Annotated in this window: 26 protein-coding genes; 12 read left to right on the top strand and 14 right to left on the bottom strand. The window is 72.2% G+C overall.

Going from position 1 to position 24,753, the window contains the following annotated elements:
• Window positions 1–152: 152 nt before the first annotated feature.
• Together ACFXGN_RS28970 and ACFXGN_RS28975 are read right to left on the bottom strand one after the other, a co-directional pair.
• Window positions 153–833: a response regulator transcription factor gene (locus tag ACFXGN_RS28970; protein ID WP_015035162.1), complete on the bottom strand. Its 681-nt coding sequence runs from the start codon at window positions 831–833 to the stop codon at window positions 153–155.
• Complete coding sequence (locus ACFXGN_RS28975) at window positions 830–2,059, bottom strand: ATP-binding protein (protein ID WP_351795219.1); 1,230 nt, start codon at window positions 2,057–2,059, stop codon at window positions 830–832. Before ACFXGN_RS28975 ends, ACFXGN_RS28970 begins: the two co-directional genes overlap by 4 nt.
• Window positions 2,060–2,322: 263 nt before the next feature.
• Here ACFXGN_RS28975 and phoU point away from each other — a divergent pair, with 263 nt between their 5' ends.
• Together phoU and ACFXGN_RS28985 are read left to right on the top strand one after the other, a co-directional pair.
• Complete coding sequence (gene phoU / locus ACFXGN_RS28980) at window positions 2,323–3,003, top strand: phosphate signaling complex protein PhoU (RefSeq protein WP_093874867.1); 681 nt, start codon at window positions 2,323–2,325, stop codon at window positions 3,001–3,003.
• 91 nt (window positions 3,004–3,094) lie between these two features.
• Window positions 3,095–3,247: a hypothetical protein gene (locus ACFXGN_RS28985; protein WP_384864797.1), complete on the top strand. Its 153-nt coding sequence runs from the start codon at window positions 3,095–3,097 to the stop codon at window positions 3,245–3,247.
• 188 nt (window positions 3,248–3,435) lie between these two features.
• Here ACFXGN_RS28985 and ACFXGN_RS28990 read toward each other — a convergent pair whose 3' ends face one another.
• The 3 genes from ACFXGN_RS28990 to ACFXGN_RS29000 all read right to left on the bottom strand — a co-directional run bounded on the left by ACFXGN_RS28990 (window position 3,436) and on the right by ACFXGN_RS29000 (window position 5,256).
• Window positions 3,436–3,918, bottom strand: a complete 483-nt coding sequence (locus ACFXGN_RS28990) for a GNAT family N-acetyltransferase (RefSeq protein WP_384864799.1) — start codon at window positions 3,916–3,918, stop codon at window positions 3,436–3,438.
• A gap of 105 nt (window positions 3,919–4,023) precedes the next feature.
• Window positions 4,024–4,374: a hypothetical protein gene (locus ACFXGN_RS28995; protein ID WP_384864801.1), complete on the bottom strand. Its 351-nt coding sequence runs from the start codon at window positions 4,372–4,374 to the stop codon at window positions 4,024–4,026.
• 255 nt (window positions 4,375–4,629) lie between these two features.
• Complete coding sequence (locus tag ACFXGN_RS29000) at window positions 4,630–5,256, bottom strand: TetR/AcrR family transcriptional regulator (RefSeq protein WP_384864803.1); 627 nt, start codon at window positions 5,254–5,256, stop codon at window positions 4,630–4,632.
• Between the two features lie 105 nt (window positions 5,257–5,361).
• Here ACFXGN_RS29000 and ACFXGN_RS29005 point away from each other — a divergent pair, with 105 nt between their 5' ends.
• Window positions 5,362–5,796: a VOC family protein gene (locus ACFXGN_RS29005; protein WP_384864805.1), complete on the top strand. Its 435-nt coding sequence runs from the start codon at window positions 5,362–5,364 to the stop codon at window positions 5,794–5,796.
• 118 nt (window positions 5,797–5,914) lie between these two features.
• Here the strand turns inward: ACFXGN_RS29005 and ACFXGN_RS29010 are convergent, their stop codons facing one another.
• On the bottom strand, window positions 5,915–6,673 hold the full coding sequence (locus tag ACFXGN_RS29010; protein ID WP_384864807.1) for a phosphoglyceromutase: 759 nt from the start codon (window positions 6,671–6,673) through the stop codon (window positions 5,915–5,917).
• 126 nt (window positions 6,674–6,799) lie between these two features.
• On the opposite strand from ACFXGN_RS29010, the gene ACFXGN_RS29015 reads away from it, so the two are divergent.
• Entirely contained in the window at window positions 6,800–8,224 is a 1,425-nt protein-coding gene (locus ACFXGN_RS29015) for an MDR family MFS transporter (protein ID WP_384864809.1), read from the top strand.
• 67 nt (window positions 8,225–8,291) lie between these two features.
• Here ACFXGN_RS29015 and ACFXGN_RS29020 read toward each other — a convergent pair whose 3' ends face one another.
• Entirely contained in the window at window positions 8,292–8,810 is a 519-nt protein-coding gene (locus ACFXGN_RS29020; protein ID WP_384864810.1) for a YbjN domain-containing protein, read from the bottom strand.
• A complete protein-coding gene (gene mshA / locus ACFXGN_RS29025) occupies window positions 8,803–10,170 on the bottom strand; it encodes a D-inositol-3-phosphate glycosyltransferase (protein WP_384864812.1) in 1,368 nt (455 codons plus the stop codon). The genes ACFXGN_RS29020 and mshA overlap by 8 nt, the downstream gene beginning before the upstream one ends.
• A 392-nt stretch (window positions 10,171–10,562) precedes the next feature.
• On the opposite strand from mshA, the gene ACFXGN_RS29030 reads away from it, so the two are divergent.
• From ACFXGN_RS29030 to ACFXGN_RS29040, 3 genes are all read left to right on the top strand, one after another.
• Window positions 10,563–11,357, top strand: a complete 795-nt coding sequence (locus ACFXGN_RS29030; protein ID WP_384864814.1) for a class I SAM-dependent methyltransferase — start codon at window positions 10,563–10,565, stop codon at window positions 11,355–11,357.
• Window positions 11,358–11,703: 346 nt separating this feature from the next.
• On the top strand, window positions 11,704–12,753 hold the full coding sequence (locus ACFXGN_RS29035; RefSeq protein ID WP_384864816.1) for an NlpC/P60 family protein: 1,050 nt from the start codon (window positions 11,704–11,706) through the stop codon (window positions 12,751–12,753).
• A gap of 742 nt (window positions 12,754–13,495) precedes the next feature.
• Complete coding sequence (locus ACFXGN_RS29040; protein WP_384864931.1) at window positions 13,496–14,731, top strand: PP2C family protein-serine/threonine phosphatase; 1,236 nt, start codon at window positions 13,496–13,498, stop codon at window positions 14,729–14,731.
• Window positions 14,732–14,886: 155 nt separating this feature from the next.
• On the opposite strand, the gene ACFXGN_RS29045 is transcribed toward ACFXGN_RS29040, so the two are convergent.
• From ACFXGN_RS29045 to ACFXGN_RS29060, 4 genes are all read right to left on the bottom strand, one after another.
• Window positions 14,887–15,234, bottom strand: coding sequence for a DUF2516 family protein (locus ACFXGN_RS29045; RefSeq protein ID WP_384864818.1), 348 nt, complete (start codon window positions 15,232–15,234; stop codon window positions 14,887–14,889).
• Between the two features lie 89 nt (window positions 15,235–15,323).
• On the bottom strand, window positions 15,324–16,022 hold the full coding sequence (locus ACFXGN_RS29050) for a hypothetical protein (RefSeq protein WP_384864820.1): 699 nt from the start codon (window positions 16,020–16,022) through the stop codon (window positions 15,324–15,326).
• A 39-nt stretch (window positions 16,023–16,061) separates the two neighbouring features.
• The gene (locus tag ACFXGN_RS29055) at window positions 16,062–16,496 is read right to left on the bottom strand and encodes a helix-turn-helix domain-containing protein (RefSeq protein WP_384864822.1); all 435 of its coding nucleotides are present in this window, start codon (window positions 16,494–16,496) and stop codon (window positions 16,062–16,064) included.
• Window positions 16,497–16,630: 134 nt separating this feature from the next.
• Entirely contained in the window at window positions 16,631–17,536 is a 906-nt protein-coding gene (locus ACFXGN_RS29060) for a LysR family transcriptional regulator (protein WP_384864824.1), read from the bottom strand.
• Window positions 17,537–17,691: 155 nt separating this feature from the next.
• Between ACFXGN_RS29060 and ACFXGN_RS29065 the strand changes: the two genes are divergently transcribed.
• Window positions 17,692–18,237, top strand: coding sequence for a dihydrofolate reductase family protein (locus ACFXGN_RS29065; protein WP_384864826.1), 546 nt, complete (start codon window positions 17,692–17,694; stop codon window positions 18,235–18,237).
• Window positions 18,238–18,492: 255 nt separating this feature from the next.
• Here the strand turns inward: ACFXGN_RS29065 and ACFXGN_RS29070 are convergent, their stop codons facing one another.
• Both ACFXGN_RS29070 and ACFXGN_RS29075 read right to left on the bottom strand, forming a co-directional pair.
• Window positions 18,493–18,660: a hypothetical protein gene (locus tag ACFXGN_RS29070; RefSeq protein ID WP_384864827.1), complete on the bottom strand. Its 168-nt coding sequence runs from the start codon at window positions 18,658–18,660 to the stop codon at window positions 18,493–18,495.
• A 155-nt stretch (window positions 18,661–18,815) separates the two neighbouring features.
• Window positions 18,816–19,382, bottom strand: a complete 567-nt coding sequence (locus ACFXGN_RS29075) for a Tn3 family transposase (protein WP_384864933.1) — start codon at window positions 19,380–19,382, stop codon at window positions 18,816–18,818.
• Between ACFXGN_RS29075 and ACFXGN_RS29080 the strand changes: the two genes are divergently transcribed.
• From ACFXGN_RS29080 to ACFXGN_RS29095, 4 genes are all read left to right on the top strand, one after another.
• A complete protein-coding gene (locus ACFXGN_RS29080; RefSeq protein ID WP_384864936.1) occupies window positions 19,317–19,538 on the top strand; it encodes a hypothetical protein in 222 nt (73 codons plus the stop codon). The genes ACFXGN_RS29075 and ACFXGN_RS29080 overlap by 66 nt on opposite strands.
• A gap of 47 nt (window positions 19,539–19,585) precedes the next feature.
• Window positions 19,586–19,945: a hypothetical protein gene (locus ACFXGN_RS29085; protein WP_384864829.1), complete on the top strand. Its 360-nt coding sequence runs from the start codon at window positions 19,586–19,588 to the stop codon at window positions 19,943–19,945.
• A gap of 268 nt (window positions 19,946–20,213) precedes the next feature.
• Entirely contained in the window at window positions 20,214–22,187 is a 1,974-nt protein-coding gene (locus ACFXGN_RS29090) for a ricin-type beta-trefoil lectin domain protein (protein ID WP_384864831.1), read from the top strand.
• 359 nt (window positions 22,188–22,546) lie between these two features.
• The gene (locus ACFXGN_RS29095) at window positions 22,547–24,583 is read left to right on the top strand and encodes a HEAT repeat domain-containing protein (RefSeq protein WP_384864833.1); all 2,037 of its coding nucleotides are present in this window, start codon (window positions 22,547–22,549) and stop codon (window positions 24,581–24,583) included.
• The last annotated feature ends 170 nt before the right edge of the window (window positions 24,584–24,753 follow it).

The raw sequence follows: 24,753 nt of genomic DNA on the forward strand, positions 1-24,753 counted from the left end.
CAGGTCCCGTACAGGGGTCCGTCCCGTACAGGGGTCCGTCCCGTACAGGGGTCCGTCCCGTACAGGGGTCCGTCCCGTACACGCGCGAAGGGCGCTTCTCCCGGCCGGGAGAAGCGCCCTTCGCGCGTGCGGGGCGTCCGCTACGGCGTGGTCTACGGCTCGAACTTGTAGCCGAGGCCCCGGACCGTCACCAGATAGCGCGGGGCGCCCGGGTCCGGTTCGATCTTCGCCCGGAGCCGCTTCACGTGGACGTCGAGGGTCTTGGTGTCGCCGACGTAGTCCGCGCCCCAGACCCGGTCGATGAGCTGCATCCGGGTCAGGACCCGGCCCGCGTTGCGCAGGAGCATCTCCAGGAGGTCGAACTCCTTCAGCGGCAGATCGACCTTGCCGCCCGCGACCGTCACCACGTGGCGGTCGACGTCCATCCGGACCGGACCCGCCTCCAGGGCCGCCGGGGTGACCTCCTCCGGCTCGCCGCGGCGCCGCAGCACCGCGCGGATGCGGGCCACCAGCTCCCGCGAGGAGAACGGCTTGGTCACGTAGTCGTCGGCTCCTATCTCCAGGCCGACGACCTTGTCGATCTCGCTGTCCTTGGCGGTCACCATGATGACCGGGACGTTCGAGCGGCCGCGCAGCTGACGGCACACCTCGGTACCGGGGAGCCCCGGAAGCATCAGGTCGAGAAGGACGAGGTCGGCCCCGTTGCGCTCGAACTCGTCGAGACCGTCGGGCCCGGTCGCCGCGACGGCGACCTCGAAACCCTCCTTGCGAAGCATGTAGGACAGGGCGTCGCTGAAGGATTCCTCATCCTCGACGACGAGCACTCGGGTCACGGAAGGACCTCCGGGGCTGGAAGCGGTTCGGTCATGAGATCGGGGGTGGCGGACAAGGCGGGCCTGCGGTCCCTCACGGAGCCCGCCTCGGGCAGCCGCAGGGTGAACGTGGAACCCTGGCCCTCGGTGCTCCAGACGGTGACCTCCCCGCCGTGGGAGGCCGCCACGTGCTTGACGATGGCCAGGCCGAGGCCCGTACCGCCGGTGGCGCGGGAGCGGGCCGGGTCGACCCGGTAGAAGCGCTCGAAGATCCGCTCGCGGTCCCTCTCCGAGATGCCGATGCCCTGGTCGGTCACGGCTATCTCGATGAGGTCCCCGCCCGGCGCCGCGATGTGGCGGGCCGCGATGCCCACCCTCGTACGGGCCGGGGAGTAGTTCACCGCGTTCTCCACGAGGTTGCCGAGGGCCGCGGCGAGCTGGCCCCGGCTGCCCCACACGTGCAGGTCGGCCGCGCCGCCGGAGACCATGGTGATCTGCTTGGTGGAGGCGGTGTGCCGGGAGCGGTCGACCGCCTCGGCGACCAGCTCGTCCACGGACACCGGTTCGGAGTCCTCCAGCGGGTCGTCGTTCTGCACCCGCGAGAGGTCGATCAGCTCCTGCACCAGATTGGTGAGGCGGGTCGCCTCGATCTGCATCCGGCCCGCGAAGCGGGTGACCGCCTCGGGGTCGTCCGAGGCGTCCATGACCGCCTCGGAGAGCAGCGAGAGCGCCCCCGTGGGCGTCTTCAGCTCATGGCTCACGTTGGCGACGAAGTCGCGCCGTACGGCTTCGATGCGGCGGGCCTCGGTGAGGTCCTCGACCAGCAGCAGCACCAGCCGGGAACCCAGCGGAGCGACCCGGGCGGAGACCGCGAGGGCCTCGACCCGTCCGGTGCCGCGCCTCGGCAGGTCCAGCTCGACCTGCCGTATCTCTCCGTCGCGGCGGGTGTCACGGGCCATGTTGAGCATGGGCTCGACGGCCAGTTTCCCGCCACGGACCAGACCGAGCGCGTACGCCGCCGAGCTGGCCTTCACCACCGAGTCGCTCTCGTCGAGGACGACGGCGGAGGAGCGCAGCACCGACAGCACCGTGTCGACGCCGGGCGGCAGCACGGCGTCGGTGTGCAGGGAACTACGAGTGGGTCTCGCCTGGTCGCGCTCGCTCCAGCGGAACGCCAGCATGGCGATCACGCCGGTGCACACTCCGGCGATAGCGGCCAATGCGGCGACCGCCGCGTTCACGTCCATGGCTCAAGGTTATGCGTGCCCGGCGACACTCTCCCAGCCGTCCGAGTGGCTGCTCGAACACTCGTCGCTCAGAGTTCACCGTGACGACCTGGCCGGTTCACTTGCCCCGACGCCGACGGTGGCGCGTGTCGCCCAGAGTTCACCTCGGTGAAAGTGACGGTTCACGTGCGGGGGTGGAACCGGACTCGTACGGGGCCGAACGTGGGAGCGTGAGGGTCCTGAGCCCCACCCGGACCCCGGAGCACCGCCTAGAGAGGGACACCATGCGGGACGCGTACCACGAGGAACTTGACTCGATCGGCGAGGGCCTGGTCGAGATGGCCCGGCTCGTCGGGTCGGCGATCGGGCGCGCCACGACGGCGATGCTCGACGCGGACCTGAAGCTCGCGGAGAGCGTGATCGCCGCGGACCAGAAGGTCGACGACCTCCAGCACGACCTGGAGGCGCGGGCCATCGCGCTGCTCGCGCGGCAGCAGCCGGTGGCGACCGATCTGCGGATCGTGGTGACCTCGCTGCGGATGAGCGCCGACCTGGAGCGCTCGGGCGACCTGGCGCAGCACGTCGCGAAGCTGGCGCGGCTGCGGTTCCCCGACACCGCGGTGCCCCGGGACCTGCACGCGACCATCCTGGAGATGGGGCAGCTCGCGCAGCGCCTGATGGCGAAGGCGGCGGAGGTCATCATCACGAAGGACGTCGACCTGGCGCTCCAGCTGGAGCAGGACGACGACGAGATGGACCTGCTGCACCGGGCGCTGTTCCAGCACCTGATGGACGACCGCTGGAAGCACGGCATAGAGACCGCCGTCGACGTGACGCTGCTGGGCCGGTACTACGAGCGGTTCGCCGACCACGCGGTGTCGGTGGCGAAGCGCGTGGTCTACCTGGTGACGGGTGAGCACGCGGACGAGCTCCAGGCGGCGGACGCGCCGGTGGAGGGCGCTTAGGCCCGCGGGCACCGGTGCGCCGTTGATGCGCCGGTCCGCGTGGGCATGAAATGGGGGGAGGCGATGTGCGCCTCGAAAGGGAGGGACCCCCATGGCCGATTCCCCCACACCGACCGAGTCCGAGGCAGGGGCGCCGCGCGAGGTGGCGCACCTGCCCGTCCTGGGCGCCTGCGGCTGCGGCTCGGGCTGCGGCTGCGGCTGCCAGTCGGGCTCGCCGTGCCAGTGCGGCGGCTGCTCCGGCTGACCCGGACGACCGGGAGGGAGGGGCGGGGCGCGACGGTTCCGCCCCGCCCCTCCCTCCCTCCGCCGCGTCGACGGGTCCGGCCCGGACGCCGGGATGTCGGTACGGGTGCGGCTGCGGGTGCAGCGGCGGGTGCGGGTGCGGCTGCGGCTGTGTCGAGTGCTCGTACGTCCCTGTCTACGCCGGGATGCTCAGATGTCGAGCACGGCGACGGTCTGGGTGCCGCTGAGCTCTCCGGTGGTGCGGAAGCCGAGCCGCTCGTAAAAGGCGCCGGGGCCGTCCTCGCCGGGTGCCCAGGTGACGTACAGCCGGGAGGTGCCGCGGCGGCGCAGTTCGTCGCGGACGGCGGCGACGGCGAAGCCGCCGTATCCCCGGCCCTGGGCGTCGGCGGAGATGTTGAGCCGCCACAGGCCGCTGCGGCGGTCGCCGGGGGTCTTCTCCTCGTTCCAGGGGAGGTCGAGGAAGGCCATGAGGAAGCCGACGAGCCGGTCGCCGTCGAAGATCAGCCTCGGCCAGGCGGACTCCCCGAAGGCGTACGCCTCGGCGAGGGACGTCACGACGGGGGCGACGTTCCCCGCCTGGTGGGGGTGGACGCGCAGGGCGACGGCGGCGTCGACGTTCGCGGGGGTGACCTTCTCCAGGCGGAGTCCGGTGCGGGGTGATGGCGTACTCATGACACGGACGGTAACGAGTCCGGGAAAAGAGTGCTGTCGATTATCGGACCGCACCGCCCGTGTGGGGGGGAGCCGGGCGGCGCGGTCCGGGTCGGGGCGGTCCGGCTAGCGGACGAAGACGACCGAGCGGAGTTCGAGGCGGTCGGTGGCCGGGCGGCCGTGGGGGCGGAGCCTCCAGGAGTCACCCGTGCAGCCGGGCCCGGTGAAGACGATCGCGTAGTCGTCGGTGTCGTTGTGCGGGGCGAAGGCGGGCCCGGAGGAGTACGGGTCGGCCACCTCGGGGAGCGTGAGGCACCGGTCGCTCTCCGGGTCGTGGAGCGTGGCCGTCCGCGGGGAGCCGTCCAGGCCCACGAAGCGGTAGGTGAAGTCGCCGCTGGCGGCATGGGCGGGGGCGGCCAGGGCCGCGGTGAGGGCGAGGGCACCGCAGACGGCGGCGACGGAGTGCCGGAGGCGCACGGGGGTTCTCGTTTCGGGAGGGGGCGGAACCGCTCCCGGGAGGAGCGGAATCGTTTCCTGGGGGTGGAATCACCCCCACCTCTACCTCCTGGCTCCCCCGCCATGCGCCGGGCCACCGCCGTAAGGTTTCGCCTTCACTCGTCCGGCGGAGCGGGTGGGGGCTGGGGGCAGGTTTGGGCTCGGGGCCCGTCGAACCCAGGTCCGGCCCATCGGCCGGTGCCCGCCGGGCCCGCCGGGCCCCCTCCCCACCCGCCCCTACCCGGCCGGTGGCCGGGTCCGCAGGCCGGAGAGGAGGAGGTCCAGGGCGCGCTCGGTGTCGGCGAGGGCCGTCGGGGCGGTCGAGCGGGCCAGCCGGACGGCCGCCTCGTTCATCGCTCCGGACAGCAGCCCGGCCAGCGGCGCCACCGGCTGGTCCGCGATGACACCCAGGGCGACGAGCTCCTCAAGGGCCTCCGTCAGGTGCCGGGCCGACGCGTCCTCGTCCGTGGCGCGCCATTCGTCCCAGCCCAGCACCGTGGGCGCGTCCAGCAGCACGATGCGCCGGACCGCCGGATCGGCGCCCGCCGCGAGGAAGGCGTGGCAGCCCGCGCGCAACTGCTCCCAGGGGTCGGTGTGCGCGTCGGCCACGGCGGCGACCCGCTCGCCCAACTCGTGCTGGACCTCGGCGACGACGGCCCGGAAGAGGCCCGCCTTGCTGGCGAAGTGGTGGTAGGCCGCGCCCTTGGTGACACCGACGGCGGCGGCCACCTCGGCGAGGACGACGTCGTGGTAGCCGTCGGCGGCGAACCGTCGCCGTCCCTCCGCCAGCAGCGCGCGTCGGGTCGCCGCCCGCTGTTCGGCCCGGCTGGTCGCCATGTCCGTACCGCCCTTCCCTCTTCGCATACCCCGGGTATGCTAACTCTCCTCTTCACATACCCTGGGTATGCGAAGGGTCGACCCGCCGCTCCCGTCGCCGCACGGGAACCCGCCATGACGAAGGAAACCGCCATGACCAGCACGCTCGGGGGCTTCTACCCGGTGATCTGCACCCGTGACGTCGCCGCCTCGCGCGACTTCTACACCCGTCACCTCGGCTTCGAGCCGACCTTCGAGGCCGACTGGTACGTGAGCCTGCGGCGCCCCGACGCCCCGCACTACGAGCTGGCGCTGCTCGACCCCGACCACCCCAGCGTCCCGGCGGGCCACCGCGCCCCGATCACAGGCGGGCTCCTGCTGAACTTCGAGGTGGACGACGTGGACGCGGAGCACCGGCGCCTCGTCGGCGCGGCCGGACTGCGCGAGCTGCTGCCGCCGCGCACCGAGGAGTTCGGCCAGCGCCACTTCATCGTGGCCGCCCCGGACGGGGTGATGATCGACGTCATCACCGTCGTCCCGGCGACCGACGCCTACGCGGGCCAGTACGCGGAGGGCCACGCCCCCTGAGACCGTCCGGGCGGGGAGGGGAGGGCGCGGGGTGCCGCCGTGCCCGCGCCAGGACACGAAGAAGCCCCCGCCCGGCGGAGGAACCGCTGGTCGGGGGCTCTTTCGTGGAAAGGGGCTCCTACTTCTTGCCCTGGTTCCTGACCGCCTCGATGGCCGAGGCGGCGGCCTCGGGGTCGAGGTAGGTGCCGCCGGGGTTGACGGGCGCGAAGTTCTCGTCCAGCTCGTACGAGAGCGGGATGCCCGTCGGGATGTTGAGGCCCGCGATGTCCGCGTCCGAGACGCCGTCGAGGTGCTTGACCAGGGCGCGGAGGCTGTTGCCGTGCGCGACGACCAGGACCGTGCGGCCGGTGAGGAGGTCCGGGACGATCGAGTCGTACCAGTACGGGAGCATCCGCTCCACGACGTCCTTCAGGCACTCGGTGCGCGGGAGCCGCTCCGACGGGATGCCCGCGTAGCGCGGGTCGTGCACCTGCGAGAACTCGTTGTCGTCGGCGAGCGCCGGCGGCGGGGTGTCGTACGAGCGGCGCCACAGCATGAACTGCTCCTCGCCGAACTCGGCGAGCGTCTGGGCCTTGTCCTTGCCCTGGAGGGCGCCGTAGTGGCGCTCGTTGAGGCGCCAGGAGCGGTGGACCGGGATCCAGTGGCGGTCCGCGGACTCCAGCGCGAGCTGGGCGGTGCGGATGGCGCGCTTCTGGAGGGAGGTGTGGACCACGTCGGGCAGCAGACCGGCGTTCTCCAGCAGCTCGCCGCCGCGCGTCGCCTCCTTCTCGCCCTTCGCGGTGAGGTTCACGTCCACCCAGCCGGTGAACAGATTCTTCTCGTTCCACTCGCTCTCGCCGTGGCGGAGGAGGATCAGCTTGTACGGTGCGTCGGCCATGTGTACGAGCCTAAACGACCTCGGACGATTGACGCGCGTCGTCAATCCAGTGGCGTCCGCAACCTGAGATACGTAAGTTACGACAAGCAGTAGAGGGACTTACATTTGCCAGGGGGCTCAGCACACATGTCCATCGATTCGCTCAGACGATCAGCCATCGCCACGGTTTCGGGACTTCCCCGGGGCTTCTGGTGGCTCTGGCTGTCGACCTTGGTCAATCGCACCGGGGCCTTCGTCCTGACTTTCCTCTCCCTCTACCTGACGATCGAGCTCGGGCACTCCGCCTGGTTCGCCGGACTCGTCGTCGCCCTCCACGGTCTCGGCGGCGTCGTCGGCTCCCCGCTCGGCGGCCTGCTCACCGACCGCTGGGGCCGCCGCCCCACCATGGTCACGGCGCACCTCGCGGGCGCCGCCTGCGCCGCCGCCCTCGCCGTCGTCACCAGCGCCTGGGCCATCGCCGTCGTCGTCCTGCTCATGGGCGTCGCCATGCAGGCCGTCCGCCCCTCCATCAACGCGACCATCGCGGACATGGTCCCCGCCCACGACGTGCGCCGGGCGTACGCGCTCAACTACTGGGCCCTCAACCTCGGCTTCGCCATCGCCTCCATCGGCGGCGGCGCCGCGATGTTCCTCGGCTACCGCACCCTCTTCGTCGTGGACGCCGTCGCCACCGTCGTGTGCGCCGTCATCGTCTTCCTCCGCCTCCCCGAGACCCGCCCCGAGGTCAGGACCGACCCGGCGGGCGCTCCCGTCGCCGCCGCGAAGGTCAGCATGATCACCGTGCTGCGGGACGCCCCCTTCCGCACCCTGGTCCTGCTCAACCTCCTCGTCTGCCTCGTCTTCACCGCTCCCTGGATCGGTCTGCAGCTCACGATGAAGGACCAGGGCTTCCCGCCCTCCGCGTACGGCCCCGTCATCGCCGTCAACGGCATCGTGATCGTCGGCTTCCAGCTGCTCGTCAACAAGCTGACCGACAAGCGTTCGCCGGTCGTCCTGCTGGTCCTCTCCTCGCTGCTCTTCGCCGTCGGCACAGGGGCGACCGGTCTCGCCGGATCGTCCCTCGCCTTCGCCCTGACCGTCGCCGTCTGGACCGTCGGCGAGATGATCCACGTCCCCACCAACGCCGCCGCCACCACCCGGCTCGCTCCCGAGCACGCGCGCGGCCGGTACCAGGGGGTCATGGGCATGTCCTGGTCGGTCGCCGGTTTCGTCGCCCCGATCAGCGCGGGCGCGATCGTCGACGGACCCGGTCCCGGCGTCCTGTGGGTGGTCACGGCCACCATCGGCGTCGCCGCCGCCCTCGGCTACGCCACCCTGCTGCGGCGCGCGCTCGCGGAGGACCCCGCGGAGAGCCCGACGGAGGGCCCAGTGGAGGGCCCGGTGGGGAGCCCGGTGGACGCCGTGGAGCCGGTCGCCGTGCTCGACACCACGGGCACCACGGGCACCACGGGCACCACGGGCACCTCTGGCCCCACCAGCACCACTGGCAACACGAGCACTTCTGGTCCCACCAGCACCGCCAAGGCCTCCGACACCGTGCTCAGCGCCTGAACCCCGGTCCGGGCCCCCGCCCGAGTCCCGGCCCGGGTCCCTCCGGGAGAGCGAGCAGGCCCGCCCCTCAGTTCGCGGGCCTGCTCGTCAGCTTCTTGAACGCGTCGAGGTTCCGCGTCGACTCCCCACGCGCGACCCGCCACTCGTACTCCCGCCGGATCGCCGACGCGAACCCCAGCTCCAGAAGCGTGTTGAAGTCACCGTCCGCCGCCTCCAGGACCGAGCCGAACAGCCGGTCAAGCTCCTCGGGCGTGACGGCGGAGAGCGGCAGTTTGCCCGCGAGGTAGACGTCGCCGAGGCCGTCGATCGCGTACCCCACCCCGTACAGCCTCAGGTTCCGTTCGAGCAGCCAGCGGTGGACGCCCGCTTCGTTCTCGTCCGGGTGGCGGACGACGAAGGCGTTGAGGGAGAGCGAATGGCGGCCGACGCGCAGCGACAGCGTCGTGAACAGCTTGCGGGTGCCGGGGAGCTTGACGACGTACGCGCCGGGCTCGGGCGACTCCCACTCCAGTCCGGCCTCCCCGAGGACGGACTCGACGGTCCGTCGCGCGTCCCCGACCAGGTTCCCGACCACGTCCTCAGCCATGGTGGGAGCGTACGCGACGACGGTTCTCCTTCAGCCGGTGGTCGTGGACGGCCGCCGTGTACACATCAGCCGTGGCCGAGGCCGCCCTGTCCCAGCCGAACGAGCCCGCGTGCCGCGCCGCCGCCGCCCCCATCCGGGCCGGGAGCGACGGATCGGCCACGAACCGGGCGAGCGCGCGCGTGTAGTCCGCCGGGTCGTGCCCCTGCACCAGGAAACCGGTCACACCGTCCCGTACGGCCACGGGCAGGCCGCCGACCGCCGCCGCGACGACCGGGGTCCCGGCCGCCTGCGCCTCGATCGCGACCAGACCGAAGGACTCGCTGTACGAGGGCATGACGAGGACGCTGGCCGCGCGGAACCAGTCCGCGAGCGTGTCCTGGCCCACCGGCGGATGGAAGCGCACGATGTCCGCGATGCCCAGCCGGGCGGCCAGCTTCTGCAGTCCCTCCGGTTTCGCGAGGCCGCTGCCGCTCGGGCCGCCGACCACCGGCACCACCATGCGCGCACGCAGCGACGGGTCCTGGTCGACCAGCAGCGCGGCGGCCCGCAGCAGGATGTCGGGGGCCTTCAGCGGCTGTATCCGCCCGGCGAAGACCGGGACGAAGGCGTCCTGCGGCAGTCCGAGCCGGGCGCGGGCGGCGGCGCGGCCGTCGGCGGGGCGGAACCGGTCGAGGTTGACGCCCGGGTGGACGACCGCGATCTTGCCGGGGTCGGCCTCGTAGAACCGGGCCAGCTCGTCGGCTTCCTCGGCCGTGTTGGCGATCAGCCGGTCGGCGGCCGACACGATCTGCGTCTCGCCGATCACCCGCGCCGCGGGCTCGGGCGTGTCGCCCTCGGCGAGCGCCGCGTTCTTGACCTTCGCCATGGTGTGCATGGCGTGGACGAGGGGGACGCCCCAGCGTTCGGCGGCGAGCCAGCCGACGTGCCCGGAGAGCCAGTAGTGGGAGTGGACGAGGTCGTAGTGGCCGGGACGGTGGCCCGCCCACGCCTGCATCACGCCGTGCGTGAAGGCGCAGAGCTGGGCCGGCAGCTCCTCCTTGGCCAGGCCCTCGTACGGGCCCGCGTCCACGTGCCGGACGAGCACGCCGGGGGCCAGCTCGACCACCGGCGGGAGGCCGCCGGTGGTGGCCCGGGTGAAGATCTCCACCTCGATGTCGATGGCGGCGAGCCGCTTCGCCAGCTCGACGATGTAGACGTTCATGCCGCCCGCGTCGCCGGTGCCCGGCTGGTGCAGGGGCGAGGTGTGGACGCTGAGCATGGCCACGCGGCGCGGGGTGCGGTTCCGGCCGGGCAGCCGGAGCCGGGTCGGTGCCGGGTGCCGGTTCCGGGTGCCGGCGAACCGGGACACGTACTGGCTCACGTCGGCGGTCCTTCCGCTGGGGGGCGTCGGGCATGACTGAGGCAGGGCAGGGGCTGCCCTCCGGCCCCGACAACACCGGAATGAATGCTTTCATTTCCGCTGGTGGCGGCACTTTGCCAATTCATTGCCGGTGAGGTGATTCCCTTCCCGGCCCGCACGCCCCTCACGTACACCCCATGCGCCCTGCGCGCCCCATGCGCCCCTGCCGTCCATCGGGTACGCCCCCGAGGCCCTCCGGCCCCACGACCCCCTGGCCCCACCGCACCCGCCCCTGACAGGGATGTCCCTGTCAGGGGGCTCCCTGTCAGGGGGCTTCCTGTCAGGGACGTCCCTCTCCTCAGGGGACAGGGACAAGGAGGAGGCACCCCGACCCCACCCCGTACGCTCTTGGCATGGCCCCGCGCACCACCCGCCCCGTCGGCACCCCGACCCGCGGGACCACCAACCCCCACCGGCTGCGCCGCATGGACCGCTGGATCGCCGCCGTCCACGGACCCGCCCTGCGCCGCTCCCCCGAGCCACCGCTCGCCGTCGACCTCGGTTACGGGGCCGCTCCCTGGACCGCCGTCGAACTCCTCGCCCGGCTGCGCACCGCCGAGCCCCGCACCCGCCTCTACGGCATCGAGATCGAACCCGCCCGCGTCGAGGCGGCGAAGCCGTACGAGCACGACGGGCTCGCCTTTCTCCACGGCGGCTTCGAGGTGCCGGTGCCCGGACCGGTCGCCCTGATCCGGGCGGCGAACGTGCTGCGCCAGTACGACGAGGAGCAGGTCACGGACGTCTGGCGGCGCCTGTGCGGACGGCTCGCGCCCGGCGGACTCCTCGTCGAGGGCACCTGCGACGAGATCGGGCGCAGACACGTGTGGGTCTCACTCGACGGCACCGGTCCGCGCACGGTGACCTTCGCCACCCGGCTGGGCTCGCTCGGCCGCCCCTCGGACCTGGCGGAGCGGCTGCCGAAGGCGCTCATCCACCGCAACGTGCCGGGCGAACCGGTGCACGCCTTCCTGCGGGACTTCGACCGGGCGTGGGCGGCGGCGGCTCCGTACGCCTCGCTCGGCGCCCGGCAGCGGTGGCTCCGCTCGGTCCGGGACCTGGCGGCGGACTGGCCCCTGACGGACGGTCCCCGGCGGTGGCGCCAGGGCGAAGTGACGGTGCGGTGGGAGGCGCTGGCGCCCCGGGGGTGAGCGCCCGGGGATGAGTGCCCGCGGATGAATGCCCGGGGGTGAGTGCCCAGGGATGAATATCCGCCCCGGAAGCGCCCGGGGCGCCCGGAGGCGTCCGGAGGCGTCCGGGAGCCTCCGGTGGCGTCCGGTCGCGTCCAGGAGCGCCGATTCCCTCGTTCACCCCAACTCCCGCTGAATTTCCCGTACGCCGGGAACGCCCCGCCCCCATCGCTCGTCCCCCGTGGGGGAGAGTGGTCCGCCGGGCCTCCGTCTCCCCTGTCGCTTTCCGGTTCCACATGGCACCATCGCCAAGGTCACCGACAAGTTACTGACGGTAAATCAGATGTGGTCATCCGAGGGGGAGCTCGTGAACCGACGCCGACACGCCACCGCCGCGATCACCGTGATCTGCGCCCTGACCGTGCTGGCCTCTCCCGCGCTGACGCTCCAGGCCGCCGCCGCGCCGCTGCCTCCGCCGCCGCCGAAGAAGAGCCTGGAAGAGGTCCGCAAGGAGATAGACGGCCTCTACCGGCAGGCCGCCGCGGCCACCGACGCGTACAACCTCGCGGAAGAACGCAGCGAGGAGCAGTCCGCCGAGATCGTCCAGGTCGCCCGGATGATCGTGGAGGGCCGCGAGAAGATCGAGGGCCTCAAGGCCAAGGCGGGCGCCGCCGCCCGCGCCCAGTACCGCAACGGCGGGCTGCCCGAGGACGCCCAGCTCGTCCTCACGAACGACCCGCAGCTCTTCCTCGACACCGCGGGCCGCCTCAAGGCCGGGGCCAAGGCCACCACGGACCTCCTCGGCGAGATGACCCGCACCCAGGCCCGACTGGACCTGTACGCCAAGGAAGCGGGCGAGAACTGGACCAAGCTGGAGGCCCACCGGGTCCGGCAGGCCCAGGCCAAGAAGGAGATCAACGGCAAGATCGACGCCGCGAAGAAGCTGGAGTCCGAGCTCGCCGCCGAGGAGCGCGAGCGGCTGCGGCTCCTGGAGGAGCAGGCGCAGAAGCGGGCCCAGACGAGCTGGCTCGGCACCGGCGTCCTCGCCGGGCTGAAGGGCGGCACGACGCCCGAGGCGAAGAAGGCGATCGAGTTCGCGACGGCGCAGATCGGCAAGCCGTACGAATGGGGGGCCGAGGGCCCGTCCTCGTACGACTGCTCCGGGCTGACCCAGCTCGCCTGGGGCACGGCGGGACGGCCGATCCCGCGCACCTCGCAGGAGCAGTGGCGGCTGCTGCCGCGCGTGCAGATCAAGGACATGCGTCCGGGCGACCTGATCGTCTACTTCAAGGACGCCAGCCACATCGGGATGTACGTCGGGGACGGCACGATCGTCCACGCGCCCCGCCCCGGCCGGAACGTGACGCTCGCGGGCGCGGGCTCGATGGAGATCCTCGGGGTCGTCCGGCCGAGCTGAGGACGGGCCGGAGCACGGGACGGGGAGGGGCGGAGCCCCACCCCGGGTGACCGCTGGGTGCCCGGGGGGCCTGGAGGCCCGGGGCCGGGGGCGCGGGATGCCCCCCGGGGCTGGGGCTGGGTGCCCGGGGCTGGGGCTGGGTGCCTGGGGCTGGGGCTGGGTGCCTGGGGCTGGGGCTGGGGCCTGAGGGTCTTCCCCGAGCTGCGGCCCAGGGCCAGGCCCGACCTGGGCCGCCTTGGGGATGTCCCTTGGGAGATGCCCCTTGGGTGATGCCCCTGGGTGATGCCCCTGGGTGATGCGGTTCGGGGATACGGCTCAGGGTCTCCTGACGCGGCTTCCTCTCGGGGGCCTCCCTGAGCGGCCCACCCAGGTGCCTTCCCTGGGTGCCTTCCCTAGGTGCCTTCCCCCAGGGAACGCACCCGAGGCGTCGGCTCTCCGCCCCGAGGGCCGCCCGCGTGACCTTTCTCATTGCCCGAGCGAGGGTTCCGGCCACCGCGCGGGGGCGAGTACCTCCCCTTCCGCGGCATATGCCAAGCCCGTGCGGGCGGCCGTCCGCCGATCGCCATTCCGCTGCGGACCGCCCTACCGCTAGGGTCCGGACGGGCGGAACGCCATCCGGCGCCCCGCGCACCCTCGGGGCAGGGGAAGGGAACCCGGACCGATGCCCGTATCCGTACAGCGTCAGAGAAACGTCTCTGCCGTCGCGGAACCCGGCGACGGCACCCCTACGGACGCCATCGCCATGGACGCCACCGCTATGACAGGCACAGTCACCGGCACCGACCGTACCGATCTCACCCTCCTGGTCGTCGAGGACGACCCGGCGGGTGTCCTCGCCGTACCCGAACTGCTCGACGCGGCCGACGCCACCGGCACCCGCGTCCGCATCAGGACCGCCCGCAACCTCACCGAGGCCGAGCGGCTCCTCACCGACGACGTCCACTGCGTCCTCGTCGACCTCTCCCTGCCGGGCCCCCGGGCCGCGGCGGGCGACGACCCGCTCGCCCCGCTGCGGCACATCCTGCGCCTCGCGCCGCGCCACGCCGTCCTCGCGCTCGCCACCTCCGCCGACGCGGAACTGGCGGCCGAGGCGGTACGGGTCGGGGCCCAGGACCACCTCTTCCGCGAGGAGCTCGACGGGCGGCTGCTCAGCCGGGCCATCCGGTACGCGGTCGAGCGCAAGCGGGCCGACGCCGTCCAGGTGAAGCTGGCCGAATCACGGCTCCGGGCGCAGGAGAACGCCCGCCTGGAGCGCGGACTGCTGCCCACGCCCCTCCTTGAGGGCTCCGATCTGCGGTTCGCCGCCCACTACCGGCCGGGGCGTTCACGGGCGCTGCTCGGCGGTGACTTCTACGACGTGGTCCGTACGCCGGACGGCACCGTCCACGCCATGATCGGCGACGTGTGCGGCCACGGCCCCGACGAGGCGGCGCTCGGCGTCGAGCTGCGGATCGCCTGGCGGGCCCTGACCTTCGCGGGCCTGTGCGGGGACGAGCTGCTCTCGACGATGCAGCGGGTCCTGGAGCACGAGCGGGAGAGCGAGGAGATCTTCGCGACGCTCTGCACGGTCGACATCGCGCCCGACGGGCGCCGCGCGGGCCTGTGCCTGGCCGGTCACCCGGCCCCGCTGATCGCCCGGAAGGGCAAGGCCGCGCGGCTGCTGCCGTACGAGGACGGCGGCCCGGCCCTGGGACTGCTGTCGCGCGCCCGCTGGCCCCGGCGGCAGGTCGAGCTGGGCGGGACGTGGAGCCTGCTCATGTACACGGACGGCCTGATCGAGGGCCGGTCGGCGGGCCCCGGCTCGCCGAGGCTCGGCCAGGACGGGATGGTCGGCATGATCGACCGGCAGCTCGCGGCGGGGCTGCGCGGCGAGGAACTGCTGGAGGCGGCGGTGACGGAGGTCAGGTCCCTGAACGGCGGGGAGCTGACCGACGACGTGGCGGTCCTGGCCCTGGAGAGGCGGAAGACCCGGGGATGAGCTCCCCGGGCCCTGCCCGCCCCTGACCGGCGACCGGTCGTACGTATCCGGTACACGTATCCGGTCACACGTATCCGGTCACACGTATCCGGTCACACGTATCGCCCGCCCCCGGAGCTCCGGGGGCGGGCGATAAGTACGTCGTGCGGGGGGGGCTAGCGCCCGCCGTTGTAGGGGCCGTACGGTCCGTCGCTGCTGGAGCCGCCGCCCTGACGGCCGCCCCGGCCGCCGCCCGAGACCCGGGCGAGCGCGGGGCGCACGTCCACCATGAAGACGATGGCCGCGACCAGGCCCGCGATCTGCAGGAACAGCATCGGCAGCAGCAGGTTCAGGGCGAGGTTGACGCCCAGGAGGATCAGCCAGAACTTCTTCGTCTGCTTCTCGGCGGCACGGTAGGCGTCCTCGCGCGCCATCGCGGCGAACACGAGCGAGGCGACGGCGAAGCCGGTGAAGACAAAGAACATCACCAGAGAGAGAAGGGAGTCGAATCCCGCGCGCAACATGCTGAGCACCGCCTAGAAAAGAGGGGAAGAGCGCCTCGCGGTCAAGGTACCCGGTTCAACGCACCGGCTACCGGAATTGGTGCCCCGGCCTACTCCTTCCCGGCGGAGGTGCCGGTGGCGGCCTTCTTGGCGGGGGCCTTGCGGGCGGCGGTCCTCTTCGCGGGCGCCTCGGCGACCGGGACGGCGGACGCGTCGGCCCCGGTGGCCTCGGCGGTGTCCTCGGCCGTGACCGTGGTGTCGTCGACCGTGACCGCCGTGTCGTCCTCGGCCGTGACCGTCGTGGCGTCCTCGGTGGTCACCGTCAGGTCGTCCTCGGTGGTCACCGGCGTCGTGTCGTCCTCGGCCCTGGTCTCCTCGGGCTCGACGACGACGGTGATCTCGGTGCTCTGCTCCCCGGTCTCGCCGCGCCAGGCCTTGACGGCCTCCTCGCCGCGGGCGGCGACCTCCTCGTACTTCTCGCGGGCCTTGACCGCGTACTCGGCGGCGACGCCGACCCCGCGCAGGGCGAGGTCCTGGGCGGTCTCGCCGAGCTTCTTGAAGTCCGTGTCGAGGTTGCCGACGACGTCGGCGAACTTGGCCTGGACGGTGGCCTGGGCCTCCTTGGCCTGCGCGGTCACCTTCTCCTGCACGGCCTTGGGGTCGGTCTTCCGTACGGCCTCGATACGGGCGGGCGCCTCGGCGGCGAGCTGCTCGATCAGGCCGGGCACCTTCCTGGCCTGCCGCGCGGCGAGGTCGGCGGTGCCGGCGGCGAAGAAGAGAGGGGTACGCAGTTCGTCGATGATGGCCATGCTGGTGGTCCTCCCGGAATGTGACGTACGAGCGGGCTGCTAGCCCAGGGGCGGTGCGGCATCGGCGCCGCCGGAACCGGTCCCGGCGGCGGTGCCCGGCGCGGTGCCGTTCTCGGCGGCGGCGGCCTCGGCGGCGTTCTCCTTGCGGAAGGAGTCGTAGATCTGGAGCAGCACCTGCTTCTGGCGCTCGTTGATCGAGGGGTCGGCCAGGACGACGGCGCGCGTCTCCAGCTCGTCCCGCTCCTTCTCGTCGAGGATGCCCGCCCGCACGTACAGCGTCTCGGCGGAGATCCGCAGGGCCTTGGCGACCTGCTGGAGCACCTCGGCGCTGGGCTTGCGCAGCCCCCGCTCGATCTGACTCAGATACGGATTCGACACCCCGGCGGCGTCGGCGAGCTGCCGCAGTGACAACTGCGCGGTCCTCCGCTGCTCACGGAGGTACTCACCGAGATTGCCGACGTTGAGCGATGCCATGCTCCGACCATGCCACCCGGCGCTAACTATTGCAAGCGCCTGCTTGCAATAGTGGCGCTCGGGCGATGTGGCGGGGTGGTGGGACTCGTCGCGCCGACTGTCGTGACGTTGAGGAGCACCGGGATCGGGAGCGGTCAGCGGATGGGGGTGGCGAGTTCGCGGACGATGTCGAGGTAGGTCGAGGCGATGGGGCTCAGGCCGGTGCGGGGCCACAGGAAGCCGTAGTCGATCGGTGGGGCGTCGTGCAGCGGGACGAAGACCAGGCCCGGGCGGGAGTGGAAGTCCTGGGCACGCATCGCCACCGTGCTGACGCCGACGCCCATGCTGACGTGGACCAGGACCTCGGGCCAGAAGCGGGTGGCCGGTCCCTGCGGGATCGGACGGCCGGACGGGGTTCTTCGGGGGAAGTAGTAGTCCATCCAGTACTCGGGGATGTGTTCCGAGACGATCGTGACCAGCGTCGTGTCGGCGAGGTCCTCCATCGAGACGGAGTCCTCGCCCGCGAAGGGGTGGCCCGCGGGCACCAGCAGTCCGCGCGGCTCGGCGAACATCAGCGGACCCCGTACGATGTCGGGCTCGTCGATGGGGAACTCGGTGAGCTGCAGGTCCACTTCACCGGCCCGTATGCGGCCGAGCGGGTCGAGGAGCTGGATCTCCTGGATCTCCACCACGCTGTCCGGATGGCGCACGCGGAGCAGGTCGGCGGCCTCGACGAGCAGGTTGCCGCACCACGCCCCGGAGAAGCCGACGCGCACCACACCCTTGATGCGCACGCCGAGGGTCGTGGTGACCGCCTGTGCGAGCCCGGCGGCGATCTGGTCGTACGCGGGGCGCAGGTCGTCGCGCAGCCGCTCACCGAGCGCGGTCAGCGTCACCTTGCGGCTGTTGCGTTCGAACAGCGGGCCGCCGACGCGGCGTTCGAGCTTGCGGATGGTCTGGCTGATCCGGCCGGTCGTGACGTGCAGGCGTTCCGCGGTGCGCCCGAAGTGCAGCTCCTCGGCGAGTGTGAGAAACGCTTCGAGCTCCAGCCGTTCCAGCACGCCCACCCCTTGATCGTTTAATCGTGCTCAACCTTGCATGGCTCGGTCGTGTCTTGTTGCGCCGCGCGCTGATCTTGCAGGCTGCAGGGGTCGCGTCCGAAGGGCCCCGGGGCCTCGGAGCGGATTCCCCCATGCTGCGAAACGGAGACTTCCGCATGAGCAAGGCCGTTGCGGTCATGTACATCACGATGGACGGCGTGGTCGAGGACCCCGCCTGGACCGGCCCGTTCTGGAACGACGAGCACGCCAAGTACCAGAACGGCCAACTGCGCGCGAGCCGCGCCCTGCTGCTGGGGCGCACGACGTACGAGCTCTTCGCCGAGGCGTGGGCCCCGCGCGACGAGTCGGACGAGTTCACCGCGCGGATGAACCACATCCCCAAGTACGTCGCCACCACCACGCTGCGGACGACGACCTGGAACGCGGCGATCCTCGACGGCGACGTCCTCGAACAGGTCGCCAAGCTCAAGGCCGAGCCGGGCGGCGACCTCCTGATCTACGGCAGCGCCACGCTCGTCAACACGCTGATCGAGCACGACATGATCGACGAACTCAAGTTGTTCCTCTACCCGGTGACCGTCGGCACCGGCAAGCGCCTGTTCGTGGACGGCCTCGCCCCGAAGACCTGGATGCTCGCGGGCACCCAGTCCTTCAGCTCGGGCGCGATCGTCCTCGACTACCGCCCGGCACCGGCGGCCTGACGCACCCGCGTCGGCCCGCGCCGGGTGACCACTGGTGCGGGCCGGGGCGGTCGGGTCGGCCGAGCAGCCCCAGCCAGGACGACGCCCCCCTCGGGCGGCGTCGACCGACACGTCGCCGGTGAGAAGGGCGAGGCAGGCAGTCGGACGGTGACCTCGACGGATCCGGAGGAGCCGAGGATCCACGGTTCTTCGCCGGTGCGGCCTCGATCCGCGGGACCCCGTCGCCGTATTCGACCGTGGTCCGCGCCGCCGCCGTCACGTCGCGGGCCTTCGAGACGTCCGCGGACACAGGACCTCGGCCGTGGTGTCGGCGCGGTCGGCGCGGTCGGCGCGGGCGGCGCGGGCGGCGCGGATGAACCGGACGCGGCCCGCTGGGATGTCGAGGACGGCGGAGATCGGGGCGGGGGTGTCGGACTTCCGCATCGCGCGCTCCTTCGATTCATTGTTTCTGATAATGGAAACGCTACGTTGTGTTTATCGATCACAGCAACAGGGGCATTGCGAAAGGTCTACATCTCTGCAGGTCAGAGACCTAATATTGTTGCAATGGTTTTGACTTTAACGCAACGAACACACCCTCAACGTTGCAATGAAATGAAGGCGAACGCTACGCTGGAGGCATCAAGGGCAGCGTGCGGGGAGATCGCGCAGCTCGGCCGCCGACCACTGCGCGAGCTGGACCTGGTCCTCCCGCGTGCACTCGCGGAAACCGAACGCCGCCCGGACCAGTCGTAGGCGCCGGCACGCCGCATCGATTCCACGGCCAGCCCGTAGTACTCGGTGGTCCAGGCGACCACGGCGTTCGTCACCAGCGTGAGGCACCAGGCCCGTTCGGCCTGCTGTTCCAGGTGCCGGGCCCGGACGGCACCCTCGTGGGCGTAGAGCGGGTCGCGCTTGAGCGCGTGCGGCGACTCGCCCTTGTTCAGCTGTCGGGAGATCTTCCGCCGGTAGGCGGGGTCGGAGAGGTAGCGGGCGGCGTAGATCGTACGGCGCACGGCCCCGTACTCCTTCGAAGCGGCGGCCAGCGCGTTCTGCCGCCCGGACGCCGACAGCTTGCCGACCGGCAAGGACGCGGTGGCGTGCCCGAACGCGACATCGACAAGCTCGCCAAGTACCTGGGCAGCCGGCGCGACCGCGCCACCCACTACGACAAGCGATACAGCGTGACGACCAAGGCCGCCTACGATCAGTCCAAGGGCGTCCTCGTCATTATCGAGCCGCACCGGATCCACGCCTACCACTTCCCTGAGGCGGACTTCATGGACGAGAAGCGCTACCCCCCACCGCCGGGCGACCGATGAGGAAAACCGTCAATCTTGCCGCCCTGCCGACCGGTGGATACCGCGTCGTGTTCACCCCCGCGCAGGGGCTCGCGGTCCACTCGGCCCTGGACACTCTCGCCCGCAGTTCCTTCACGGACACCGCGACGAAGCTGCAGGCGGGCTTGGGCAAGGAGCAGTTGCGGGAGCTGGCCGTCCGGATCCCGACCGGCCCCGGTGATCCGGAGGCGGACGGAATGGAGTTGAGCGAGGAGGAACTGCACGCGATCCACGCGGCCCTCACCGCCGTCGCCACCCTCTACCTGGTCAACTCGGCCTACTTCGCACAAGAGCCGTTCCAGATCGAGGTGGGCTACCTCCGAGAGCACATGGATGCCTTGGCACTGGGCCTGGTGAAGGCGGTCTCCGAGGCGACCTGCCCGTCCTAGGGCTCGGTCCCGGAGACCTGTGGGCCGTACTGCCCGCTGTCCTTGTCGGCCAGGCGGGGCCATGGCCTCCCTCGCGTCCGGCCTCCGGCACTTCCTCGACGGGGAGGACCCTGTCTCCTGAGTACCCGTCGCGCCCCCTCCGGGAAGTCCCGGAGGGGTTTGCCCGTACGGATGGCGTCAGGGGTCGTACGGATGGCGTCAACGGGCCCGGGAACGCCTGATCCACCGACCTAGCATCCAGCTCTCTTGAGAAAAGGATGCCCCTGACATGAAACCCCTGTCCCGCCTCAAACGTGCTCTGGCCTGCGGGATCGCGGCCGTCGCCGTGGTCGGCGGTCTGGCCGCGCCCGCCCAGGCGGCACCGGCGCCCGGCTTCCCCGTGGACAAGACCTGCGGCACCCCGGCCGTGCCCGGCGGCGGCAACTGCATGACCTCGTTGATCACCTCCGCCTTCGACGTCATCAAGCTCATGCGCGGCGCCGCCAACAACAACAAGCTGGACAACGCCGAGTTCACCAAGAACACGGCGGCGAAGCTCAGCGAGAAGTTCCCCGGGTTCAACGTCCTGGTGTTCAAGACCGTCGGTACCGACCTGTACGAGACCGAGTGGTTCAGGAACGAGCACAAGGCCGACATGAAGGGGGTGCTGCTCGACACCACGTACAAGCTCAACCACTTCATGGACAAGGACAAGAAGGAGCCCTCCGGCTACGACACCTTCCGGATCTGGGTCTTCCAGGGCGACTCGACGTTCCGCAACCGGGGCGACGGCGGGTACATGAACTGGGCGTTCGTCGGCCACGACAGCGACACCGTCAAGAAGGAGCCGTGGACCTGCCGGTCGGGCACCGCCCGGCCCTACAAGTGCGACGGCGACGTCCGCACCCTGCACTTCCCCGCGCGGTCCGGCTACGCGGGCAGGACCGGCAGCCTGACCCCCGACTCCAGCAGGCCCGGCTACCACGCCTGTCTGGACGTCAGCGGCAACGGCACCGCGAACGGCACCCCCGTACAGATGTGGGAGTGCAACGGCGGCGACGCGCAGAAGTGGACCTACAACGGCTACAAGCTCCGCGCGGCCAACGGCAAGTGCCTCGACCTGGCGGGCAACAAGACCGCCAACGGGACCAAGCTCCAGGTCTGGGACTGTCTGGAGATCCCCGGCCAGCGCTGGCACATGTCGCCCAGCGGCGGCTTCCGGCACTTCACCGAGCTCGACGACCGCTCCAAGGACGTCTGCGTCGACAACGTGAACGCCCAGACCGGCAACGGCGGCACGGTCGCCGCCTGGTCCTGCGGCTCCGAGACCAGCAGGGACGCCCCCAACCAGAACTGGGCCTGGGGCGGCACCCCGCCGACCACGGACCCGACCGCACCCGGCGGCGGCGACGGCACCTGGGCGTTCCTGAAGCTGTCCAACGGACTGGGCGCCCTCCCGGTCAACGGCGCCGCCGGAGCGTCGGTCGTCCCCGGCATCCGGGGCGGCAACGAGTCCAAGTGGAAGATCGCCTCCGTGGGCGGTGGCCGCTACCGGATCACCAGCTCCTACGGCCTCGACCTCACCGAGAACACCAGCAGCTACATGGCCGAGCTCCAGCCGTGGAGCGGCTCCTCCAAGCAGAAGTGGGAGCTCTACGCGCTCGGCGGCGGCAAGTACCAGATCCGGATCTCCGCCGACGACTGCCTCGCCCACAGCTCCGACTTCAAGCAGCTCGGCGTGTGGACCTGCGAGCGCGGCTGGAAGCAGGAGTGGGAGCTGGAGTCCTCCTCCGGCGGCGTGATCACGCCGACCGACCCGACGACCCCGACGAACCCCCCTACGGGCGGCGGCGGTTCCGGCCCCTCCGTCCCGACCGACCGGCCGCTGTTCCTGAAGCTCGCCAACGGCCTGGGCGCGACCTCGCCCCACGAGACCGCGAGCTGGGGCGCGCCGATCCTGGGCGGCATCCTCGGGTACAAGGGGTCCACCTGGACGGTCAAGTCCCTGGGCGGGGGCCGCTACCGGATCGTCAACGACCTCGGCTACAACCTCACCATGAACCCCGACACCTATGTCGCCGAGCAGCAGGCGTGGGGTGACACCTCCAACCAGAAGTGGCAGTTCGTCAGCCTCGGCGGCGGCAAGTACCAGATCCGGATCTCCGCCGACGACTGCCTCACCCACGACTCCGACCACAAGCAGCTCGGCGTGTGGACCTGCGAGGGCGGCTGGAAGCAGGAGTGGTCCTTCCAGCAGCGCTGACGACCCGGCGGCGCCGACGACCGGCCCCCGGCGGCCCGCACCCACGACGGGGACGGGCCGCGCGCCAGCGGTACGGATGGGCCGGGTCGGGCCGGGTCGGCTCCGTACGGGTCCGGGGCAGGTCGGCCCGTAGGGGTCCGGCCCTGATCGACCCCGTACGGATCAGCCCTGACAGGGTCGGCCCGTACGGGGTCGGCCCGTGCAGGGGCAGCCCGTAGAGCGTCGCCCCGCCCCGTGCCGGGTCAGCCCGTACGGGTCTCCCCGACCGGCCCAGCCCAGCCCGGCCCGGCCCCCGCCCCGGCCCCGGCCCCGGCCCCGGCCCCCGCAGGGAAGGCTCCCGCGCCAGTACAGTCGCGCCCATGTGGGAGGGACTCGACGCCGTCGACTGGGCCGGGCTGCGGCACAACTACGGCTCCGCGAAGGACATACCGGAGCTGCTCCGCCGCTGTGCGGGGCCGGACCGTGACGACGCGCGCGCCGCCTCGTCGGACCTGTACAACCATCTGTTCCACCAAGGCGGCTGGATCTGTTCCGCCGCCTCGGCCGCGCTGCCGTTCGTGCTGCGGCTGGCGTCGGTGCCGGAGGTGTGGGACCGCCCTCACCTGCTGGAGCTGGTCGGGCGGCTGGCCTCCGAGGCCGGGCTGGTCCGGGAACGGGAACGGGAACGGGAACGGTTCCTCGACCCCGCCTGGGAACCGGCGTGGGCGGCGGCCCTGCCCGCGCTGCTGGACCTGCTCGACGACCCCGAGCCGGAGGTCCGCCGGGCCGCCGTCGACGTGCTCGGCGGCTGCGGGAGCCCCGGCGCCTCCGTCCTGCCCGGCCTGCTGCGCCGCTGGGCGGCGGAGGACGACCCGGCGGCCCGGCTCGACCTGGTCCTCTCCCTCGGTCCGGCGGTCCGGCGCGAGCCGGTCGGCCGGTACGGCGACGAGACCCGCGCCCTGCTCCGGGACCTGCTCGACGACCCCCGGCCCCAGACCCGGCTGGCGGCGGTGCACGCGCTCGCCCCCGACGACCCGGATCTGCCCGGACGACGGCTCGGCCTCGTACTGGAGGCGGTCCGGGACCCGTCCGTCGAGCTGTGGCGCCACGCCGGCTCGACGCGGAGCGGGGTGCGGGGTGTCCACCACTGGACCGCCGGGCTGATGACCGGCCCCGATCCCGCGTTCGCGCTCGGCCTGCTGGCGGACCACCCCGACGACGAGCAGCGGATCGGCGCCCTGGCCCAGACGGGCGGGCTGCTGGCCCGGTGGCGTTCACCGGCCGCCGCGCTGCTGCCGCGGGTCGTGGCCCGGCTGGACGACCCCGCCACCGAGGCCCGCTTCCGGGCCGCCGAACTGCTGGCCTGTCTCGGCCCGGCCGGGGCCGCCCACGCCGACGAGGTCGCCTCGCTCCTCGGCGACACCGCCGTCCGTCCCACCCGGGTGGGACAGACGGTCCACGAGGCCGCGCTCTGGGCCCTGGCCCGGATGAACGACCCCCGCTGCCTGCCGGGCCTGACCGAACTGCTCGGCTCCGGCGCGCGCTCCGGTTTCGCGTCGGCCTCCGCCTTCTACCCCTCCGGCGGCCCGCACCACGTCGTCCTCCCCGCGCTCCACGAGGTCCTGGTCCGTCTCCCCGACCACGCCGGGCCCCTCCTGCCGCCGCTCGTCGAACGGCTCGGGGCGCCCACCCGCGCCTCCACCTCCACCTCTACCTCCGCCTCCCCCTCCGCCGACGACCGCACGGTCCAGCGGCTCTGCGAGGTCCTCGCGGGCTGGGGCTCCCTGGCGCAGCCGGCGGTTCCCCGGCTCGTCGGCCTGCTGGCGGACGACCGGACCTGGACCGCGGCGGCGGAGGCCCTGGCGGGGATCGGCCCGGCGGGCGGCGCGGCCCGGGAGCCGCTGCTGGCGAGGTCGCACGGGACCGGGCCGGACGCGCTGCTCGCGGCATGGGCGTACTGGCGCGTCGGCGGCGACCCCGGCCCGGCCCTGGAGGCGTTCGGGCGGGAGGTGCTCGCGGGCCCGGTCCGCCATCCCTCCCTGCGCAGGCTCGCCGACCTCGGTCCGCACGCCGCTCCCCACGCCGACCGGTTCAGGACGCTGACGACCGACACGGACGTCTGGACCCGGGTCGAGGCGGCGCACGCCCTGTGGGCCGCGACCGGCGACGCCGGTACGGCCGCGCCCGTCCTGACGGAGGCCGTACGGGACCTGGCCGAGGGCACCCACCGGCCGGTCATGCTCCCCGCGCTGCGCCACCTGACCGGGCTCGGGCGGGCTGCCCGGCCCGCCGCGCACCTGCTGCGGGACGTGCCCGCCGACGACCGGCGCCTGGGCTCCAGCGGCACCTGGCGGGGCTTCGTCCAGGACGAGGACGTCCGCATCGCCGTCGGGGAACTGCTCACCGCGTGCGGCTGACCAGGGTCGTCCCCTAGGTGACCGGAAGCCGGACCCCCAGGTGAACCCGCCCGCGTACGCCTGCCGGGACACGGGCGCGGACAGGTCCCGTAGGTGGACGGAGACCGAGCCCGTACGGGGTTCCCCGGGGTCGGCACCGCGCACGGTTGACCCCTCGGGCGATGCCCCCT

It is taken from the genome of Streptomyces sp. NPDC059247, from assembly GCF_042754005.1.
Classification (GTDB): domain Bacteria; phylum Actinomycetota; class Actinomycetes; order Streptomycetales; family Streptomycetaceae; genus Streptomyces.

Bases quoted from the DNA above. Each gene is read 5' to 3' on its own strand.
- ACFXGN_RS28975 (WP_351795219.1), bottom strand. From the start codon at position 2,059: ATGGACGTGAACGCGGCGGTCGCCGCATTGGCCGCTATCGCCGGAGTG.
- phoU (WP_093874867.1), top strand. From the start codon at position 2,323: ATGCGGGACGCGTACCACGAGGAACTTGACTCGATCGGCGAGGGCCTG.
- ACFXGN_RS28985 (WP_384864797.1), top strand. From the start codon at position 3,095: ATGGCCGATTCCCCCACACCGACCGAGTCCGAGGCAGGGGCGCCGCGC.
- ACFXGN_RS28990 (WP_384864799.1), bottom strand. From the start codon at position 3,918: ATGAGTACGCCATCACCCCGCACCGGACTCCGCCTGGAGAAGGTCACC.
- ACFXGN_RS29000 (WP_384864803.1), bottom strand. From the start codon at position 5,256: ATGCGAAGAGGGAAGGGCGGTACGGACATGGCGACCAGCCGGGCCGAA.
- ACFXGN_RS29005 (WP_384864805.1), top strand. From the start codon at position 5,362: ATGACCAGCACGCTCGGGGGCTTCTACCCGGTGATCTGCACCCGTGAC.
- ACFXGN_RS29010 (WP_384864807.1), bottom strand. From the start codon at position 6,673: ATGGCCGACGCACCGTACAAGCTGATCCTCCTCCGCCACGGCGAGAGC.
- ACFXGN_RS29015 (WP_384864809.1), top strand. From the start codon at position 6,800: ATGTCCATCGATTCGCTCAGACGATCAGCCATCGCCACGGTTTCGGGA.
- ACFXGN_RS29020 (WP_384864810.1), bottom strand. From the start codon at position 8,810: ATGGCTGAGGACGTGGTCGGGAACCTGGTCGGGGACGCGCGACGGACC.
- ACFXGN_RS29030 (WP_384864814.1), top strand. From the start codon at position 10,563: ATGGCCCCGCGCACCACCCGCCCCGTCGGCACCCCGACCCGCGGGACC.
- ACFXGN_RS29040 (WP_384864931.1), top strand. From the start codon at position 13,496: ATGGACGCCACCGCTATGACAGGCACAGTCACCGGCACCGACCGTACC.
- ACFXGN_RS29045 (WP_384864818.1), bottom strand. From the start codon at position 15,234: ATGTTGCGCGCGGGATTCGACTCCCTTCTCTCTCTGGTGATGTTCTTT.
- ACFXGN_RS29050 (WP_384864820.1), bottom strand. From the start codon at position 16,022: ATGGCCATCATCGACGAACTGCGTACCCCTCTCTTCTTCGCCGCCGGC.
- ACFXGN_RS29055 (WP_384864822.1), bottom strand. From the start codon at position 16,496: ATGGCATCGCTCAACGTCGGCAATCTCGGTGAGTACCTCCGTGAGCAG.
- ACFXGN_RS29065 (WP_384864826.1), top strand. From the start codon at position 17,692: ATGAGCAAGGCCGTTGCGGTCATGTACATCACGATGGACGGCGTGGTC.
- ACFXGN_RS29070 (WP_384864827.1), bottom strand. From the start codon at position 18,660: ATGCGGAAGTCCGACACCCCCGCCCCGATCTCCGCCGTCCTCGACATC.
- ACFXGN_RS29090 (WP_384864831.1), top strand. From the start codon at position 20,214: ATGAAACCCCTGTCCCGCCTCAAACGTGCTCTGGCCTGCGGGATCGCG.
- ACFXGN_RS29095 (WP_384864833.1), top strand. From the start codon at position 22,547: ATGTGGGAGGGACTCGACGCCGTCGACTGGGCCGGGCTGCGGCACAAC.